This is a genomic window from Bradyrhizobium sp. Tv2a-2 (genome assembly GCF_000472425.1).
GTDB lineage: Bacteria > Pseudomonadota > Alphaproteobacteria > Rhizobiales > Xanthobacteraceae > Bradyrhizobium.
The window spans coordinates 79503-97724 of sequence record NZ_AXAI01000012.1 but is presented as its reverse complement, the minus strand read 5'-3'; the positions used below and the strand labels follow the sequence as shown (position 1 = coordinate 97724).

Genomic DNA, 18222 nt, shown 5'->3' with positions numbered 1-18222 from the left:
GAGGGAGGAGAGACCTTCACCGCCCGAACCGGCTGCCGATCATCTCGCGCATGATCTGACGGCGGATGGTCTTGTTGGTCATGGCGCCATCATGCCACCACCAGCCGTCCTCTTTCATCTTCCTGGCTGCGGCGACAAAGCGCTGCATCACCTCGGCAAAATCGGCGTCGGTGTAGTTCAGGCTGAAGATGAAGCGCCCAGTGCCGACCCAGCTCAGCGCCAGCCCCTCGGCGCGCAGGTAATATTGCAGCATCCAATTGTAGCGGGACGGCGTGGTGTAATTGACCATCCAGATCGAGGAGAGGTTGGCGACTTCGACCGGAAGCTGCTCGGCCGCCAGCGCCGCGTTGAGCATCTTGGCCCGGCCGTTCCAGATATTGTCGAGGCCGTTATAGACCGCGCGGAAATTCTCGCTGGCAAGCCGGCTCAGGAACTCGTCCATCGCCGCCATGACGTAAGGATGGGAGTTGAACGTGCCGCGGGCGAAGCAGACGTCCGCCGGGCGGTCGTCGCGGAAGCGGCGCATCAGGTCCTTGCGCCCGCAGACCACGCCGATCGGCAAGCCGCCGCCGAGGCTCTTGCCATAGGTCACCATGTCGGCGCGGACGCCGAAATACTCCTGCGCCCCCCCGGGTGCGAGGCGGAAGCCGACGAAAACTTCGTCGAAAATCAGCGCGATGTCGCGTTGCTCGCAGACCTCACGCAATTTCTTCAGCCATTCGCTGTAGGCGGCGCGATCGACCCCGCCCCTGCGGGAGCTGTCGACCATGGCCCCATCGCTCGGTGCATTGGCATTGGGATGCAGCGCCTGCAGCGGGTTCACCAGCACACAGGCGATATCCTTGCGCGTCCGCAGCACATGCAGGGTGCGCTCGGACATGTCAGACAGCGTGTAGGTCTCGTGCGGCGAGACCGGGTTGCCGACGCCGGGCTGCACGTCACCCCACCAGCCATGATAGCTGCCGGCGAAGCGGACGAGGTGCGTGCGGCGGGTGTGGTAGCGCGCAAGGCGCACCGCCTGCATCACCGCCTCGGTGCCGGACATATGGAAGGAGACTTCGTCGAGCCCGGAGATCTCGGAGAGCCGGCGGGCATTCTCGGCGACAACGGGATGATAGAAGCCGAGCACGGGCCCAAGCGCGTGCGCGCGCTTCTCGCCGTTCTCGATGCACTCCTTGTAGAAGTCGTAGCCGAAGATGTTGACGCCATAGGAGCCAGCGAGGTCGTAGAAGACATTGCCGTCGAGATCGGTCAGCGTCACTCCGCGGGACGCCTGCATGAAGGTGCCGGCACCGAGATTTTCCCGCACCAGCCGGCTGTACTGGAACGGCACCCGGTAGTTTTGGGTGAACTGCAGATCGGAGATCTGGCTTGCCGCTTCCTTGGTCATCTCGCGGGAGCGTGCGAAGCGGGTCTTGTAGAGCTCGGCGAGCCGGAAGAAGCCGTCCTGGCGTCTGGTCGCGATCTCGGACGGTGCGCCATCGGAGCGGAAAAAATCGTTGATATCGAACTCGTAATGCGGGATCAGCCGTGCCGCCAGCTTGGACATCTTGGAATGTCCAGTCAGCGAGCGGTGTTTTGCGCGCGACAGCGCAATCCTGGCCTTGACCTTCGGGGCAGCGGCGGCGGTCGCGGTAAGGGCGACAGCACCCGCGACGAGCGAGAGAATCGGAAGCTGTGTATCCATGAGTTAAGCGCTAACCACTCCTCCTGACAGATTCATGACAGTCAAAAGCCTCATCTCCTCATTGACCCAGCAGGAAGATCTCAACTTCTTGCTTACCAACCGTGTCCCGCGCGCGGCGCTCACCCGTTTCATGGGCTGGTTCTCCAAGATCGAGACCCCCCTGGTGCGGGACTTCTCCATCGGCCTGTGGCGGCTGTTTTCCGACCTCGACCTGTCGGAAGCCAGGAAGACCCGTTTCAAGAGCTTGCATGACTGTTTCATCCGCGAACTGAAGCCGGGCCTGCGCCCGGTCGATCCCGATCCGAAGATCGTGGCGAGCCCATCGGACGGTATCATTGGCGCGTTCGGCACCATCCGCGACGGCGAATTGTTCCAGATCAAGGGCGCGCCTTATTCACTGCTCGACCTGGTCGGCGATCCCGCGCTGGTGGAAGCCCATCGCAACGGCCGCTTTCTCACCCTGCGGCTGACCTCGAGCATGTACCACCGCTTCCACTCGCCCCATGATCTCCACATCGATGAGGTCCGGCTGATCCATGGCGACACCTGGAACGTCAATCCAATCGCGCTCAAGCGTATCGAAAAACTTTTCTGCAAGAATGAGCGCGCGGTGATCCGCACGCGAATGAAGTCCGGCGAGGCGCTGACCCTGGTTCCGGTCGCGGCGATTCTGGTCGCAAGCATCCGCCTGCACTTCCTCGATCTCGTTCTCAATGGCCGGACCCGCGGGCCGCTCACCTATCCTTGCGACGTCGATGTGAAGAAGGGAGACGAACTCGGCTGGTTCGAGCACGGCTCGACCATCATCATCCTGGCACCACCGCATTTTGAATTCGCTGACAGTGTCACGGAGTGGGGACGGATTCGCGCGGGCGAGCCGCTGTTGCGAGTGCCGTGAAGAGCTATCTCGATTTTGTCGCGTCGATTCTCTATATGAATCGCTTGACGATTCATCTGGCAGACTAGATCGACGAGCGATGGCACGGACGCTTGTTCTGGCGGCGGGAGGCATTGTGCTGCGGCAGGCGAAGTCGCCGCTGATCGCGGTGGTGCGCCTGCGCAAGCGCAATGAATGGGTGCTGCCCAAGGGCAAGCTCGACGATGGCGAGACGCCGCGCGACGCCGCCGAGCGCGAGGTCAATGAAGAGACCGGGCACGATGTTATTGTGCACGAGTTCCTGGGCACGTTGGTCTACGAATCCGGCGGCCGTTCCAAGGTGGTGCATTACTGGCGCATGCAGGCCGACGGCGACCAGGTTTACGAGCTGATGACCGACATCCGGGAGGTCGACTGGCTGCCGCTGGATGCCGCCGTCGACCGTCTGTCGCGCTCCTACGAGCGTGCCTTCCTGGAGAATGTCGGGCCGATCGCTCTGTCGTCGGCGCTCGCCGATCTGTCGAAGAAGAAAGCCAGGCCCGCCGCGCCGACCAGGAAGCGGCGGCCCCGCATGCCTGCGCCCGTCCAACCGCCGCCTGCGGCTCCTGTGCCGGTTCAGCTTGGGCCTGTGCCAGCATCGGTCGTATTGTCTCCGATGGCACCCGAGGTGCCGGCCATTGTCGCAAACGAAGATGCGAACGATGCGCCGGTGCTCGAAATGCCCGACGCTTCGATGCCGGCCGAACCGACGGAGCCTATGCAGGCCGTGGAAGCAGTGGAGCTGGCCGTCGACGCGCCCGCATGCGAGCCGGAGGCAGCCGACATGCCTGAGGCCGATCCGTCTCGTCCTGTTGCGCCAGCGGAACCTGCGGACGCGCCCGCAAGTCCGGCGGCCGAGCCCCGCCGCAAGACTTTCGCCAAGTTGCTGCGAGGCTGGCTGGGCAGCGCGGCCTGAGCCGCGCGCGAAAACCTGCAAATCGAACCATTGCCGCGGTTGCGCATTGATCCGGGCTGCCCCGGCTTCCCGGGCAGCAACGCAATGCATGGATTGCTGCTTTTGGAGGCACTGCATGGGTTCATCAATAGGGGCGGCCGGCTCGCGATCTGAAAGCCAGGCAAAACCCGCGGCCATCTCGATCACACTTACCGTGAACGGCGAAAGTCGTACGCTCTCCGTCGCCCCCTGGACGACGCTGCTTGACCTGCTGCGCGACCGGCTCGATTTGACCGGCACCAAAAAGGGCTGCGACCACGGTCAATGCGGCGCCTGCACGGTGCTGCTTGACGGGCGCAGGGTGACATCCTGCCTCACGCTTGCTGTCATGAAGGACGGCGCCGAGATCGTCACCATCGAAGGACTTGCGAATGGCGACGCCGATGCCCTGCATCCCCTGCAGAAAGCCTTCATCGAACATGATGCATTCCAATGCGGCTATTGCACGCCGGGACAGATCTGCTCCGCCGCCGGCCTCATCGCCGAGGGCAGGGCGAAGACCGCCGACGACATCCGTGAATTGATGAGCGGCAACATCTGCCGTTGCGGCGCTTATCCCAACATCGTTGCCGCCATCCAGGAGGCCATGGACGCGATGGGAGGCAGGCGGTGAACAATTTTGCTTACTCCCGTGCGGCCGATGTGGCCGATGCCGTCAGGCAAATAGCCGCCGACCGAAACGCAAAATTCATTGCCGGCGGGACCAACCTCATCGATCTCATGAAGTACGATGTCGAACGCCCGGTGCGGCTGATCGACATCACACGCCTGCCATTGCGAGCGGTTGAGGAGACCAGAGATGGCGGCGTGCGCGTTGGCGCCCTGGTGCCGAACAGCGATCTTGCCTATCACCCGCTGATCGAGGCGCGCTATCCGCTGCTGGCCAGCGCCATTCTGGCCGGCGCGTCGGCGCAGTTGCGCAACATGGCCTCAACCGGCGGTAACTTGCTGCAGCGGACGCGCTGCCTTTATTTTTACGACACCGCGACGCCCTGCAACAAACGCGAGCCGGGTAGCGGCTGCTCCGCCATCAACGGCATCAACCGGACGAATGCCATTCTCGGCACCAGCGAGGCCTGCATCGCCACTCATCCATCGGACATGTGCGTTGCGCTCGCTGCGCTGGAGGCCACGGTGCATGTCGCGGGTCCGTCGGGCGAGCGATGCATTGACTTCGCCGACTTCCACCGGTTGCCCGGCGATACGCCTGATCGCGACACCAATCTTGAATCGCAGGAGATCATCACCGCGATCGAGCTGCCGGCGAAGGGGTTCGCTGAAAACCACAGCTATCTGAAGATAAGGGATCGGCTGTCCTATGCGTTCGCGCTGGTGTCGGTCGCTGCCGCGCTTGAGATCAATGGCGGCCGGATCAGGGATGCGCGACTCGCGCTTGGCGGTGTCGCGCATAAGCCGTGGCGCGATCGCGAGGCCGAAGCCTTGCTACAGGGCGCGGTGCCTGAGCGAACCGTCTTTGCCAAGGCCGCCGACCGGCTGCTAAGGGACGCGAAGGGGTACGCGCACAACGCCTTCAAGATCGACCTCGCGCGCCGCGCCATCATCCGCACGCTCGCTCAAGCCGCAAACGCCACGCCGCAAATCCAGTCGGTCAAGAAAATCCGGTAGATCGCGCATGACATCCAGCATCGGAACAGCAACCTCCCGCGTCGACGGCCGCGCCAAGGTCACGGGCCGCGCCAAATATGCCGGCGAATTCAACGTGCCGGGCCTGGCCTACGGCGCCGTGGTCATGTCGACCATTACAAAGGGCCGTATCGCGCGGATCGATACGACGCAGGCCCTCAAGGTTGAGGGCGTGATCGACATTCTGACCCATGACAATCGGCCGCCAATGGCTTCGGACGACAAGGATTACTCTGACGACGTCGCGCCGGAAGGCGGGTCGCCTTTTCGTCCGCTCTATGACGACCGGATCAGGTTCAACCGTCAGCCTATCGCGCTGGTGCTGGCCGAGGACTGGGAGACGGCGCGGTTTGCCGCAACTCTCGTGCAGGTCCATTACGAGGTCGAGGGCTTTGCCACCGATCTGCATGCGGAGCTGGAGCGGGCTCGCGCGGTCGACAAGCCGGTCAAGCCGCGTGGCGACGCGTCGAAAGCGCTGGCGCGCGCTGCTTTGCGACTGAGCGCCGACTATCTCATCCCAGCGGAGTATCATAATCCGATGGAGCCGTTCGCCGCGACCGTGATCTGGGACGGTGACGGCAAGCTCACAATCCACGACAAGACCCAGGGCGTGCAGAATGTGCAACGCTATGTGTGCGGCATCTTCCACCTCAAGCCGGATGATGTGCGGGTGACGTCGCCGTTCGTTGGCGGCGCCTTCGGCTCGGGCCTGCGCCCGCAATACGAGGTCGTGCTCGCAACGCTTGGCGCGCTCAAGCTCAAGCGCCCGGTGCGCGTCGTGCTGACCCGCGAAGAGATGTACGGCCTGAGCTATCGTCCCATGACCCTCGAGCGGCTGGCGCTCGGGGCGAGTGCCGAAGGCGCGCTCGACGCGGTCATGCATGAGGCCATTGCGATGACCTCGCGCAACGAGGATTTTTCCCGCAACGACACCGCCTGGGCGGAATTACTCTACAAATCTTCGAATGCCCGCTATGTACACAAGCTCGCCGCGCTCGACGTGGTGACGCCTGCCGACATGCGCGCGCCCGGTGCGGCTACCGGCGTCTATGCGCTGGAATGCGCGATGGACGAACTGGCGGTTGCCTTGAAGCTGGATCCTCTCGAGCTTCGCCTCCGCTGCTATTCCGAGCGCGACCAGGGAAGCGGCCAGCCATACAGCAGCAAGCAGCTAAGGGAATGCTATCGCCAGGGCGCGGAGGCGTTTGGCTGGGCGAAGCGCAATGCGGCGCCGCGCTCCATGCGCGACGGCAGCGAGCTCGTCGGATGGGGCATGGCGACAGGGGTCTGGGAAGCGCTGCAGATGCCGTTTGCGACAAGGATCTTGCTGACGGCGAACGGTCACGTGGAAGTGTCCTGCGCCGCCACCGACATCGGCACCGGCACCTATACCGTGATGGCGCAGGTCGCGGCCGACATGCTGGGAGCGCCGGTCGACAGCATCACGGTGAAACTTGGGGACTCCAGCCTGCCGCAGGCTCAGGTCGAAGGCGGCTCCTGGACCGCGGCATCGGTGGCGCATGCGATCGCCAACGCTGCCGACGATCTCCGCAAGGAGTTGCTTGCGCTGGCGCAAACCATGCCGAACTCGCCGTTGCAGGGCTTGAAGCTCGACGATGTCGTGCTGGCGGATGGCGCGATTGCGGCCAAAGGCGATACGCGCCGCTCCATTGGACTGGCAGACGTGATGCGCCAGGCCGGGGTCGAGCGGATCGAGAAGGAACGCGGTTCCGACTTCAAGGAAGACGACAAGCATGCACACAACACGCATTCGGCTGTCTTGGCCGAGGTCAAGGTCGATGAAGAACTGGGCGTGATCCGCGTGACACGGGTGGTCAATGCGGTCGCAGCCGGCCGGATCATCAACACCAAGACGGCGACGAGCCAGATCATGGGCGGCGTGGTCTGGGGCATCGGGATGGCGCTCCACGAGGAAGCGCTGGTCGATCACGCCTTCGGCCGGGTGATGAATGCCAATATCGCCGAATACCATGTACCGGTTAATGCCGATATTCACGAGGTCAAGGTAATCTTTGTCGAGGAGCCGGACAGCGTCATCAATCCGCTGGGCATCAAGGGTGTGGGCGAGATCGGCATCGTCGGTGTCGCGGCGGCGGTTGCGAATGCGGTCTATCATGCGACAGGAACGCGCGTTCGCGACCTGCCGATTACGCTGGACAAGCTCGCGCGGCCGACCGGCTCTGGTGATTTGGAGTTAGGGCAGAGCCGCGCCGCAAAGCAGTGAGCCTATCGATCGCGCGCCATTGATTTAGGTCAAGGCCCGGTGCCGGGCTCTCGTCTTGCTTCCTTTTTGTGCCGGGGCCGAGGCGGCCCGGGGTTGAACCCGAAAAGGAAGAGCCATGAAGAAGTATCGGACACGAATGATGCTCGTTGCCCTGCTGGGATTCCTGGCATCGGCGAGCCTTGCGACGCCGAGCCAGGCGGAAATCGGCGCGTTGCGTGTAGTCTTCACCAAGGGCGGGTTCATAGTCGGCGTCGGTGGCGGGCAGGGCGTGCTTACCTTCCGAGGCAGGAATTATCCCTTCACGGTATCGGGCATGAGCGTAGGCTTCACGATTGGCGCGTCGACCACCAAATTCGTTGGGCGGGCGCTGAACCTGCGCAGTCCTGGCGATCTCGCCGGCAGCTATGTGGCAGGCGGCGCAGGCGGTGCGATCGCGGCCGGGGCCGGGGGGGTCCAGTTGCAGAATGCGAACGGCGTGATCCTGCAGCTCAGCGGGCCCAGGGTCGGGGCCGAAGTTTCGGCGGCCGTAGGCGGTGTCACCATCACCATGCGATGACGAGCTTGGCTGTTTAGGCAAGTGGCGGTTAATGGCGCGCCGGCAAAGACAACTGATCCCTAATTCCACCTCGCTCGCGTGAAAAGAGGGACACCGGTTCGCGTGAAGAAAATGCGTCAAAACAAGAATCTGGAGCCTAAAGCGCGATGAGATTTGGTTGAATCGTCATCGCGCTTCAGGTCTTTGATTGAGCATGATCTTTTCGGAAAACCGCTACACACTTTTCCGGATCATGCTTTAGCTAGGTTCTGATCCAATCAGAACCGAAGCTCTAGAATTTTTTCTTCTTCTCCTTGGGCGAAGGCTGCCTGGGTCGTTGCTGCGCTGGCCTGGGCGGCGCGCCGCCCTGACGAACAGCTGGCTGCGGTGCGGGGCTCGCGCCAGGCGCCTGTGGTGCGGCGCCCCGACGCTGCGGGCTTGCAGGTGGCGTGGCCGGCGCGGTCTCAGGCTTTCTCTCGCCCGGTTTCTGCGCGGCTGGGGTCGTGCCCGGCTTGGTCTCGGACTTCTTCTCACCGGGCTTCGGCGGTGTTGCGGGCTGCGTGCCTTGCTTGGTGTTCTGGCCCGGCTTCTCTCCCGGCTTGGCCGGCTGGTTCGGCTGCTGCTGACCCTGCCGGTTCTGTCCGGGCGCCTGGTTCTGCCGCTGCGGCTGTGCCGGCTGGTTGCCACGGTTCGGCGCATTCGCGCCCGGCGGATTGGCGCGGCGCGCGGCGCGCTGCTCGGTCACGACCTGGCGGCCGACGGTTTGCGCGGCATGCACCTGGCGCACCAGGCCCTGGTCGCGCGTGGCCTGTTGCGGCGAGATTGCCAGTGGTTGCGCAGTCGGCCGCGCACTGCCGACACCGGGATGGACGGTCAGGCCGCTCGCGCCTTGCGTGAGCGCGCCGATGCGCTGGCCCGAATGGTCGTTGACCTCGATGCGCCCGACATGGCCGTCTGCATCCGGATAGAGCTTGATGTTCTCGCCGTTGCCGCTGCCTGCGGCGCCGCCTGCCGCCGCGCTCTGCGGCACCTCGACGAGCCCCGTGGTGCCGCGAATGCCGAGCGTCGAGGTCGGCGTCGTGATCTTCATGTCGCCGGTCTTGGCCACTGCAGCCGCGACGAACGCAACCGTGCCCTTGCCGATATCGAAGATGCCGGCATTCTGTTTGCCGCCATCCTCATAGATGTAATTGTCGATGGTCATCTTCGCGCTCGCCGACAGATTGAATGTCGTGGCGTCGTTGAAGGTGATGCCGAGCGAGGAGCTCGACGACGTCTGCACCTGATCGTTGAGGAAGATATCGTCGCGCAGATGCAGCGACAGCGAATTCTTGTTGCGGATCACAGTGGCCGTGCCGGTCAGCGTGGCGACATTGCCGATCGGCTCGCTGGCGGCAGCAGGCGCGGACGAATCCGTGGCCGGCACGGGTGTGGAAGCAGGCGGGGTCTGCGCCCGCGCCGGGGCGACAGGCACGAGCGCACCGACAAGCGATAGCGCCAGCCAAAGCGTGTGAGATGTCACAACCGACCTGCCTAACCCCAAAAGCCGACGGTGCGGAGTAGGGCGTCCGCCATCTGAACGGCGCGTGAACATCGCGTTCAGCACGCTGCGGAACAAAGCCGAAAATGAAGCATCCACAACTTGTATTCCAGCAAAGAGCCCCGCTGGTGTCGCGGGGCTTTGCTGTCACGCGAGGACGATGATCAGCTCACGCGCTTCCAGGTCTGGCCGCCGCAGAACAGGCCGCCGAAGGCGCAGCCCTGCACGCGCAGCATATTCGTGCCCTTCATCGCGATGGTCGAGTCGTAGTTGCGGCCCGAGTCCGGATCGTGGATACGGCCGACCCATTTGGAGTCTTCGGGACGCATGTTGATCAGGACCTTCTCGCCGCTGCCGACGGCATAGCCGCAGAGGTCCACGCCGCATTGCTCGATGCGGACATTGCCTTTGTCGTCCTCGGTCTTCCAGATGCCGACCGGCGTGTTGGCGGCAACGGCGGGGGCGGTGACCGGGGCAGCGGCGGCCGGTACGCTTTGCGGCACGGTCACCGGGATCTGAGCCGGGGACGGCGGCGGAGCGGTGGGAGCGAGGTCATGCAGCATCGGCGCTGGTGCCATCGATGCGACAGTCTGCGGGGCGGGCGCAGCCGGAGCGGCAGCAGGCGCGGCCGCCTGCATCTGCGGCGCTGACGTCGGCGCGGGCGTGATCGGCGCGGCGGCGGGAGCCGGGCTTGTCTTCGCAGGCGGCGTCGAGTCGGATGTGTCGTCGTCGGACTTGCCGAAATTGAGCCCCTTGAGGTTGAGGCCCGATTTGGACAGGCCGGGCGCTGAAATCTGGATGCAGTCCAACGACTCGCAATGTTTGGGCACCTCGATATGGACCTTCTGTCCCTGGATCTGGAAGGACACCGAGTTTCCATTGCCGCCGGCCTGGGCGGCCGTGGAGGCCAACAACAGCGCGGCGGTGGCGGCGAGATAGAATGTCTTCATGGCTGGCTCCCTGGACCGTTCTTGAAAACCCGTCGCCGGCTTTAGTCGCGCGCGTTGCGTCATTCTGTGACCCGCCTCACGCGTCGCGTTGCGGTGCGCGTGAGCCGGGTCACATTCACTCTCCCATTTTCGCGCCAGCCTTCTTGCCGCCTGTAACAGGAGGAGAGGATGACGCGCCTACTCTGTTTCGCCGTGGCGATGGGACTTTCCACAGCCGCCCATGCCGAGACGTTCTCCTTCGCGGTCGGCGGTCACCACATCAGCATCAGCGCAGCCAGCAATTGCTATCGAGCTTCCTGCATCTCTGTTTCCGTTCGCGGAGTCTTCACCAGCCATCGCAGGCACAGCGACAACGTCGTCACCGTGGCGAAGGTGGCGCCCGCAAGGCCCGTGCCGCAGGCGCTTGCGGTCGCGGCACCTGTGCCAGTAACTGCACCGGCGCCTGCGCCGCAAATTGCTCCGGCGACGCCGCCGGCAGAGACGAGAGTTGTCGCCACAGCGCCGGCCGCGCCGCCCGCGCCCAGCCTCGCGGCGACCGGCAGCAAGGACATCGCCGCGCCACCGTCTCCGCCCGCCGCGCCGGTCAATACCGCAGCGACCGATCAGCCCGTCGAGCGAGTGCCTCTCGCACAGCCGGGCCTGGACAAGCTGTCGGCTGAAGCGGGCGCGGCGAAGCCGCCCGTCACGCCACCATCGGCCGCGGCGCTTCCCGCGCCTGATCCGGCGCCCGTGCTCAAGGTCGCGAAAGTGGTCGATATCGAACGCGACGATACGCCGCTCGGCGACTGGCAGACCGAGGGCAAGATCGGCGCGGTGCGCATCGAAGCCTGCGGCAAGACGCTGTGCGGCTATCTGATCAATCCGTCGTCGCATGCCAAGGCCGAGACCATCCTCATCAACATGAGGCCGAACAGCGACACCGAATGGCGCGGCAGCATCTTCAGCCGCGCCAGCGGCAACACCTATAACGCCATCATGACGCTGAAGGGCGCGAACCTGCTCCGCGTCGAAGCCTGCGCGATCGGCCATTTCTTCTGCTCGGGCAACAACTGGGCGCGCATCGTCAGGCAGCCGGCCGCGCTCGTCACTTCCCGCGCCGACGATGGCGGGCCGCGGTCGTGACCTCGGTTTGATTCAGATCAAGGGACGCGGCGGTAGATCGCAACAAACTTGTTCATTGATGCGCTCGCATGAAGGAGTGCCGCAATGAGCATCTGCAAAGCTGTAACCGCAAGCGCGCTATCGGCCGTCCTGGTGGGGAGCCAGATCACCCTGGCCACGGCCGCGCCGCTGCCGACCAACATCGCAGCGATGAAATCAGTCACCGCCGATAGCCTGACCTCTGTGTATTGGCGCGGCGGCTGGGGTTGGGGTTGGGGCGCCGGTGCCGGCCTGCTTGCGGGGGCGATCATCGGAGGCGCGATTGCCAGCGGCGGCTATGGCTATGGCTATTATGGCGCGCCCTATCGTTACGGATATGCCACCTATCCGTACTACGGCTACACCGCGCCACGCTATTATTACGGTGGTGGACCCTATTACGGTTATGGGTCTTACGGTTATTACCGGCCCTACCGCGCTTACGGCTATGCTCCCTACTGGTGAGCCTTCGGTACCGGGAAGGGACGGGTGAAAAGCTTGCACACATGAAAAAGCCCGGCGGCCGACACGCCCACCGGGCCCAAAACTCTGTTGTCAGCCCCGTCAGAAAACGCCGAGCACGATCGCGCCGACAAAGGCCAAAGCGACATACGCGGCGAATATACTCAACCTGGCGTCCAAGGTCATCGAAGTACTCCCTTGGGATGAGTCCGCTGCCCATATCATGCCACAGAGGTTACCAAGCAGGAGGTACCCAAAAAAGTCAGGGGCGCTGTCCATCGCGCAATCTCGCGGCTTGTACAACGTGGTTAAAGACGCGTGAAAACAACGCGTTGATGAGTCCTTAAATAAATTCGCGCAAACCTTTTCGGATGACGCGCGGAGTTCGTTTGTATCTCGTCGGCTCCATCGTCCTTGTTTCGCTAGCTGGTTGCGGCCGTGGATTTTTCCAGGCCGAGCGGGAACCGTGGCGAGCCGAGGCGGAGGTGGCTTGCCTGAAATCAGGCGCGGTCAAGGAAGGTCCCGAACTCGTTCGCATCGATCCGATCACGGGGCCCGGTATGTGCGGCGCGGATTATCCGTTGAAGGTCTCGGCGTTCGGCGAAGGCATGCCGACCTATGGCTTTGCCGATGAGGATCTGCGGCCGCCCGCGCCGATCGGCAACCAGCCGCACTGGCCGGTCAACCAGCAGCCGTCCTATCCGCCGCAAAATTCCTATCCTCAACGCTCCTATCCGCAAGGATCCTATCCTCAAGGCACTGCCTATCCGGACCAGGGCGGCCGACAGCCGACCTATGGCACGCAGCCGGGCGGCCCGATCTCGCTGACCGCGCCCGGCGTGCCGCCGGATCAGGACGAGATTGACCTGCCGCCGGAGGGCACGCCGCAATCAAATTCCGGGCGCGGGCCTTACGCCACGCCGCAAACCTATCCGCAGCGCGAGGCCGCGCCTTACAATGCCGCGCCCTATTCGCAAGCGCCTGACCAGCCGCCGCGGCTCGGGCCGGGCAACGGCGATGCGGTCGGGGCGGTCGGGCCCGTGGCGGTGAGGCCAGCGGCGACGCTCGCCTGTCCGATCGTGTCCGTGCTTGACCATTGGCTTGCCGATTCCGTGCAGCCGGCGGCCATGCGCTGGTTCGGCGCGCGGGTGGTCGAGATCAGGCAAATCTCCGCATATTCCTGTCGCGGCATGAACGGTAATCCGCATGCACATATTTCCGAGCACGCGTTCGGCAACGCTCTCGACATCGCCGCCTTCACGCTTGCCGACGGCCGCCGCATCACGGTGAAGGACGGCTGGCATGGGCTACCCGAGGAACAGGGATTTTTGCGCGACGTCCAGAGCGCGGCCTGCCAGCAATTCACGACCGTGCTCGCACCCGGTTCCAACGCCTATCACTACGATCACATTCACGTTGACCTGATGCGGCGCGCGAGCCGCCGCCTGATCTGCGAGCCGTCGGCCATGTCAGGGGAGGAGGTCGCGGCCCGCGCCGCGCATCGCAATCCTTACGCCGCGCGCGAGCCCTATGTGACCGGCTCGCTCGGCGGCCGCAAGGACAGCATAAAGAAGAAGCTCGAGGACGAAGACGACGCCGAGGACGAGTAGCGCGCTTTGCCCAGCTTCGCTCTGCCGTGGTATGAAAGCGCCATGGAATGGCGCGACCTCGAATCCTTCGCGTTTGGCGATAGCCCGCAACTGGCTGACGAATTGCTTGCGCTCGTGCTGGAAGGCAAGAAGCGCGCGACTTGCTGGTCCATTGCTGAAGGGTTGAAGGGTGCTGAGATCGGCAAATGCATGGTCGCATGCGACGGCGCCGGACGCCCTCGGGCGGTGCTGCGGACTGTCGAACTATCGCAGCGTCGCTTCAATGAGGTCGACGAAGGCTTTGCATTCGATGAAGGCGAGGGCGACCGTTCGCTTGCCTATTGGCGCGCTGCGCATCAGCGCTATTTTACCCGGCTCAAGCTCTATCGGCCCGACATGATGCTCTGGTGCGAGCGCTTCAGCCTAGCGATGACGATTGCCGTTGAATGACCGGCTCTGGATGATGGGTGGGCGAGGGCGCGCGACGCCGCGCCCACCGAGAGCGGTTACTCGACCGACACGCGGATGATGCCGGATCGCATCATGCCGAGCGCACGCGCAGCGCTCATCGAGAGATCGATGATCCTGCCGCGAATGAACGGACCGCGATCGTTGACCCGGCACTGAATCGAGCGACCGCCATAGCTGACTGTGACGACGCTTCCCATCGGCCTCGTCCGGTGTGCGCAGGTCATGCCCGATCCCCGGCCGCCGTAGTAGGAGGCAAGGCCTGTCTCTGCCTGAGCGGTTGAGAAGGTGACGAAGGGAAGGGCGGAAATCAGGAAGGTGCGATAAAGATTTCGACGCGAATTTTGATACATGGGGTACCACTCATCTCGTTGACACCTGCCGGCTCCCTTGAAAGCCGCAAATTTGTCCACAACTGGGCCAAATCTGGTCTTTTCTCGAATTCGGGAACCTAGAAACGTCGACTGTCTGGCCGGGCGAGCGTACAGTGACGCCCGGGTTTGCAGTCCCGCCTGTCGCCTCGCTCACGCGGGCCACGACATCAGAGTCGTCTGAACCGGCTGAACTGAAAACGCTGGATCGCGCCCCAAGGCGTGCGATGTGCTTCCACAAAATTGTCGGCGAGTTCGAACTCGCCGCCGAGCGCATCCGCAAGACTCTTTGCATCATGGCGTGTAACCGGCAGTCCGCTGCATTTCTCGGGCCCATCGGGCGCGAAGGTTCCGATGATCACCTGTCCGCGCGGCGCGACCGCCGCTTTCAGGCGATCGATATAGGCGCTTCTGTCGGCCGCCTCGGTCAGGAAATGAAACGCCGCGCGGTCGTGCCAGACGTCGTAGCTCCGCGCTGGCGTCCACTTGGTGACATCAGCGGTGATCCAGTCGACATCGGCGCTCTTTGGTCCCAGCCGCGTCCTCGCGGTCTCGAGCGCTGCGGCCGAGATGTCGAGCACAGCGAGCGAGCGGAATCCTCGCGCGACCAGCGCATCGACCAGCCGCGAGGCGCCGCCGCCGATATCGATGATGGCGGAATCGGCTGCTGCCTTCGCGTCGCTGATCAGCCGCAGCGAGGTCGCCGGGTTTTCCTGAAACCAGCTGACCTCGTTTTCCGCCTTCGTCGTGTAGACGGCTTCCCAGTGCACGCTGCGATCGGACATGGGGCTCTCCTTGCGCGAGAGCTGCACGGCATCAGTCTCCGCGGATCAGTTGATTGACTTGCCGGCTCGCAAAACTAAGGTCGGCACGACACCGGCGTCAAGGAACGATCGCATGACACTGCCAATGAGCTGGAACGAATGGGCCCAACATGACGGCACGGCGCTGGCTGAGCGTGTCAAAAAGGGCGAGCTCACGGCGCGCGAATTGGCCGAGCAGGCGCAAGCGGCGATCGCCAAGGTCGATCCGGCGCTATCGGGCGTGGTCGAGGTGTTTGCCGACGCGGTCGCCGATCCCGCGGGCGACGCCGCCAATCTCGATGGCCCCTTCGCCGGCCTGCCGTTCCTGATGAAGGATCTCGGCCCGACCATGAAGGGGCGGCTGCAGGAGATGGGCTCGCTGCTGATGCGCGGCAATCGCGCTACGGCCGATACGTTCCTCACCTCGAAATTTCGCGCGGCAGGCCTCAACCTGATCGGGCGCACGACCACGCCGGAGTTCGGCGTCTGCAGCTCCGCCGACAATCCCGCAGTTTATGTCACGCGCAACCCGTGGAATACCGACTACACCACCTGCGGCTCGTCCGCGGGGTCGGCTGCGATGGTCGCGGCCGGCGCGGTGCCGATCGCGCATGCGACCGACGGCGGCGGCTCGATCCGCATTCCCGCTGGTGTCAATGGCAATATCGGCCTGAAGGTCTCGCGCGGCGTGTTCTCGCTCGCGCCGGTGATGTCCGATCTCACCGGCCTCGTCTCGATCCAGGGCTGCCAGTCGCGCTCGGTGCGCGACACGGCCGCCTTTGTCGATCATGTCCGCGGCCCTGCACCCGGCGAGTTCATGCCGTTCTGGAGCGCAGCTGAGCCTTATGCCGAGATGATCAAGCGCGATCCGGCTCCGCTCAGAATCGCGCTGTCGCACCAGTGGGGCGATTATCGCGCGACGCCGCAGATCGCAGCCGAGTTGGAGAAGGTCGGGGGCCTCCTCGAAGGACTTGGCCATCGCGTCGACCACGCCTTGCCCGACCTCGACTATCGCGCCGCGTTCGACGCGCAGACCACCTGCTACATCAGCAATTTCGCTGTCGTCATCGGCAACATGCTCGCCGCGCGCGGACTTGAGCGGCCGCCCGCTGATCTCATCGAGCCCGTCAACATCCGCATCTGGGAGCACGGCAAGCACGCGTCCTTTGCCGATCGCGCGCGGATGCAGGCAGTCTTCAATACCACCTCGCGCAGCTTCGGCGCGTTCTTCGAGCAATGGGACATCATCCTCACCCCAATCACAGCGCTGCCGACGCCGAAGGTCGGCACGACAGAGTACCTCACCATCAGCGACAATCCCGATGTGCTCGATTGGTTCGGCAATCTCTGGCGCAATTTTGCCTTTACCCCGCTCGCCAATCTCTGCGGCATCCCAGCAATCTCCCTGCCGCTCGCAACCCACGCGCACGGCCTGCCGCTCGGCATCCAGGCGATCGCGAAGCAAGCCAATGACGGGTTGCTGCTGCAGCTCGCAGGGCAGATCGAGCGCGCAATCGGGGGCGAGTGGAACGGCGGCCGAAGGCCCGCGGTGCATGTGACAGCGTAGGTGCACTGCTGCTCTACACGCCCTTTTGTATGTCCGCGCGGCTTTGTGTATGTCCGTGCGGCGACCGCTATGACAAGTTGCCGGCGCCGATGAGACCACTTGGGGTATTGCATGCGTCTGCCGATCCTGAATCCCAAAGACATGAGCGAAGTGCAGAAGCCTTTGCACGCAGACATGCGCGCCGGCATCCGCGATCATTTTAAAGGCTTTGTGAGCATCCGTGATGACGGCGCGTTGCTCGGTCCCTGGAATCCCTGGCTGATCTATCCGAAATTCGGCGAGCCGGTCTGGGAGCTGGTCAAGGCAATCGCATCCAATCCAAAGCTGTCACCTGCGGTGCGTGAGGTGGCGATCCTGGTGACGGGATCGCATTTCCGCTCCGAATACGAGCTCTATGCCCATGTCCTGATCGCCCAGCAGCGCGGCCTATCAGACGAAAAGCTCGCCACAATCGTTGCCGGGCAGCGCCCGGTCGATCTGACGCGCGATGAGGCCGTCGCCTACGATTTCGCCGCGGCTCTCATGAGTGGCGGCGTGCTGCCAGAGCTGACATACAAGGCTGCGGTCGAGCGGTTCGGCACCGACGGCGCTGCCGAGTTGTCCTATCTGATCGCCATGTATTGCATGGTCTCGGTGACGCTCAACACATTCGACGTGCCGGTGCCGGAATAGCTGGCACAACGCGTTCACGATCGTTCACCACTCCATGAAAGTGAATGCGAGCGCGATCACGCCGACCAGCACAAGACTGAGCGCCCAGATCGTGTCCAGATTGAACCAGCTTCGCGACACAAATTTGAGCCCGAGATAGCGGTAAGTGAGCCACGCGAGGCAGCCGCCGGCCGTGACCATTGCGGCGACATGGACAATGGCGACCAGCACCGCCATCGCGAGGTTTGCCTCGACAAGCGTGCTGGTCGCGTCATGATCCGAGGCGGGCAACTGGCACAGGCCGAGATAGATCGGCACCAGCATCAATCCGGCGCCGTGCGCGATCGCCACTGCAAATGACCAGAGTCCCAATTGCGTCGGCGGTATGCGCGCGAGCCGCTTTGGGTGGCGGCGGTTGAAGAGCAGAAAGATGCCGAAGCCAATCACGAGCAGGCCGGCCGCGATTTGAATCGGATGCTGCCACTCCGCGAGCGCGACCAGCAGTGCGAAGGGCAGGAACACCAGAAGCGATGCGAGGAGATGGCCGGTCGCGAGCGCCCCGAGCGCCGCGAACAGCGCCCGCGGACTTCTCTCCATCAGCCCGGCCGAGACTGCGAGCGGCCAGCCCATGCCCGGATTTATTCCGTGATACAGGCCGCTCGCGATGACCGCCAGCCATAGCCAAAACGGCGTCCAGTC

18 protein-coding genes are annotated in these 18222 nt (G+C 63.9%); 12 read left to right on the top strand and 6 right to left on the bottom strand.

Annotated elements, in window-relative coordinates; translation table 11 throughout:
* Window positions 1-16 precede the first annotated feature (16 nt).
* A complete protein-coding gene (locus A3AI_RS0124660) occupies window positions 17-1687 on the bottom strand; it encodes an aminotransferase class III-fold pyridoxal phosphate-dependent enzyme (protein WP_024518152.1) in 1671 nt (556 codons plus the stop codon).
* A 34-nt stretch (window positions 1688-1721) separates the two neighbouring features.
* Between A3AI_RS0124660 and asd the strand changes: the two genes are divergently transcribed.
* The 6 genes from asd (at window position 1722) to A3AI_RS0124630 (ending at window position 8003) form a co-directional block, all read left to right on the top strand.
* The gene (gene asd / locus A3AI_RS0124655; RefSeq protein WP_024518151.1) at window positions 1722-2585 is read left to right on the top strand and encodes an archaetidylserine decarboxylase; all 864 of its coding nucleotides are present in this window, start codon (window positions 1722-1724) and stop codon (window positions 2583-2585) included.
* Between the two features lie 79 nt (window positions 2586-2664).
* Window positions 2665-3519 carry an NUDIX hydrolase gene (locus A3AI_RS45815; RefSeq protein WP_024518150.1) on the top strand — a complete coding sequence of 285 codons (855 nt, stop codon included), beginning with the start codon at window positions 2665-2667 and terminating at the stop codon, window positions 3517-3519.
* Window positions 3520-3634: 115 nt separating this feature from the next.
* Window positions 3635-4171: a (2Fe-2S)-binding protein gene (locus A3AI_RS0124645; protein WP_024518149.1), complete on the top strand. Its 537-nt coding sequence runs from the start codon at window positions 3635-3637 to the stop codon at window positions 4169-4171.
* Window positions 4168-5184, top strand: a complete 1017-nt coding sequence (locus tag A3AI_RS0124640; protein WP_024518148.1) for an FAD binding domain-containing protein — start codon at window positions 4168-4170, stop codon at window positions 5182-5184. The genes A3AI_RS0124645 and A3AI_RS0124640 overlap by 4 nt, the downstream gene beginning before the upstream one ends.
* A gap of 7 nt (window positions 5185-5191) precedes the next feature.
* The gene (locus A3AI_RS0124635) at window positions 5192-7447 is read left to right on the top strand and encodes a xanthine dehydrogenase family protein molybdopterin-binding subunit (RefSeq protein WP_024518147.1); all 2256 of its coding nucleotides are present in this window, start codon (window positions 5192-5194) and stop codon (window positions 7445-7447) included.
* A 115-nt stretch (window positions 7448-7562) separates the two neighbouring features.
* Window positions 7563-8003, top strand: coding sequence for a hypothetical protein (locus A3AI_RS0124630; RefSeq protein WP_024518146.1), 441 nt, complete (start codon window positions 7563-7565; stop codon window positions 8001-8003).
* 271 nt (window positions 8004-8274) lie between these two features.
* On the opposite strand, the gene A3AI_RS0124625 is transcribed toward A3AI_RS0124630, so the two are convergent.
* Window positions 8275-9504 (bottom strand): FecR domain-containing protein, encoded by a 1230-nt coding sequence (locus A3AI_RS0124625; RefSeq protein ID WP_024518145.1) that lies wholly within the window; start codon window positions 9502-9504, stop codon window positions 8275-8277.
* A gap of 182 nt (window positions 9505-9686) precedes the next feature.
* The gene (locus A3AI_RS0124620) at window positions 9687-10472 is read right to left on the bottom strand and encodes a DUF2147 domain-containing protein (RefSeq protein WP_024518144.1); all 786 of its coding nucleotides are present in this window, start codon (window positions 10470-10472) and stop codon (window positions 9687-9689) included.
* A gap of 168 nt (window positions 10473-10640) precedes the next feature.
* Here A3AI_RS0124620 and A3AI_RS0124615 point away from each other — a divergent pair, with 168 nt between their 5' ends.
* The 4 genes from A3AI_RS0124615 (at window position 10641) to A3AI_RS0124595 (ending at window position 14113) form a co-directional block, all read left to right on the top strand.
* Window positions 10641-11594 carry a DUF2147 domain-containing protein gene (locus tag A3AI_RS0124615; RefSeq protein WP_024518143.1) on the top strand — a complete coding sequence of 318 codons (954 nt, stop codon included), beginning with the start codon at window positions 10641-10643 and terminating at the stop codon, window positions 11592-11594.
* An 84-nt stretch (window positions 11595-11678) separates the two neighbouring features.
* Window positions 11679-12077 carry a hypothetical protein gene (locus A3AI_RS0124610; RefSeq protein ID WP_024518142.1) on the top strand — a complete coding sequence of 133 codons (399 nt, stop codon included), beginning with the start codon at window positions 11679-11681 and terminating at the stop codon, window positions 12075-12077.
* 368 nt (window positions 12078-12445) lie between these two features.
* Window positions 12446-13684, top strand: a complete 1239-nt coding sequence (locus A3AI_RS0124600; protein WP_024518141.1) for an extensin family protein — start codon at window positions 12446-12448, stop codon at window positions 13682-13684.
* 42 nt (window positions 13685-13726) lie between these two features.
* Window positions 13727-14113 (top strand): ASCH domain-containing protein, encoded by a 387-nt coding sequence (locus A3AI_RS0124595; protein WP_024518140.1) that lies wholly within the window; start codon window positions 13727-13729, stop codon window positions 14111-14113.
* Between the two features lie 56 nt (window positions 14114-14169).
* On the opposite strand, the gene A3AI_RS0124590 is transcribed toward A3AI_RS0124595, so the two are convergent.
* Complete coding sequence (locus A3AI_RS0124590) at window positions 14170-14484, bottom strand: septal ring lytic transglycosylase RlpA family protein (RefSeq protein ID WP_024518139.1); 315 nt, start codon at window positions 14482-14484, stop codon at window positions 14170-14172.
* A gap of 188 nt (window positions 14485-14672) precedes the next feature.
* The gene (locus tag A3AI_RS0124585) at window positions 14673-15287 is read right to left on the bottom strand and encodes a class I SAM-dependent methyltransferase (RefSeq protein WP_024518138.1); all 615 of its coding nucleotides are present in this window, start codon (window positions 15285-15287) and stop codon (window positions 14673-14675) included.
* Window positions 15288-15399: 112 nt separating this feature from the next.
* Here A3AI_RS0124585 and A3AI_RS0124580 point away from each other — a divergent pair, with 112 nt between their 5' ends.
* Window positions 15400-16872 carry an amidase gene (locus tag A3AI_RS0124580; protein WP_024518137.1) on the top strand — a complete coding sequence of 491 codons (1473 nt, stop codon included), beginning with the start codon at window positions 15400-15402 and terminating at the stop codon, window positions 16870-16872.
* A 111-nt stretch (window positions 16873-16983) separates the two neighbouring features.
* A complete protein-coding gene (locus A3AI_RS0124575; protein ID WP_024518136.1) occupies window positions 16984-17544 on the top strand; it encodes a carboxymuconolactone decarboxylase family protein in 561 nt (186 codons plus the stop codon).
* A 24-nt stretch (window positions 17545-17568) separates the two neighbouring features.
* Here the strand turns inward: A3AI_RS0124575 and A3AI_RS0124570 are convergent, their stop codons facing one another.
* Window positions 17569-18153 carry a hypothetical protein gene (locus A3AI_RS0124570; RefSeq protein ID WP_024518135.1) on the bottom strand — a complete coding sequence of 195 codons (585 nt, stop codon included), beginning with the start codon at window positions 18151-18153 and terminating at the stop codon, window positions 17569-17571.
* Between the last annotated feature and the right edge of the window lie 69 nt (window positions 18154-18222).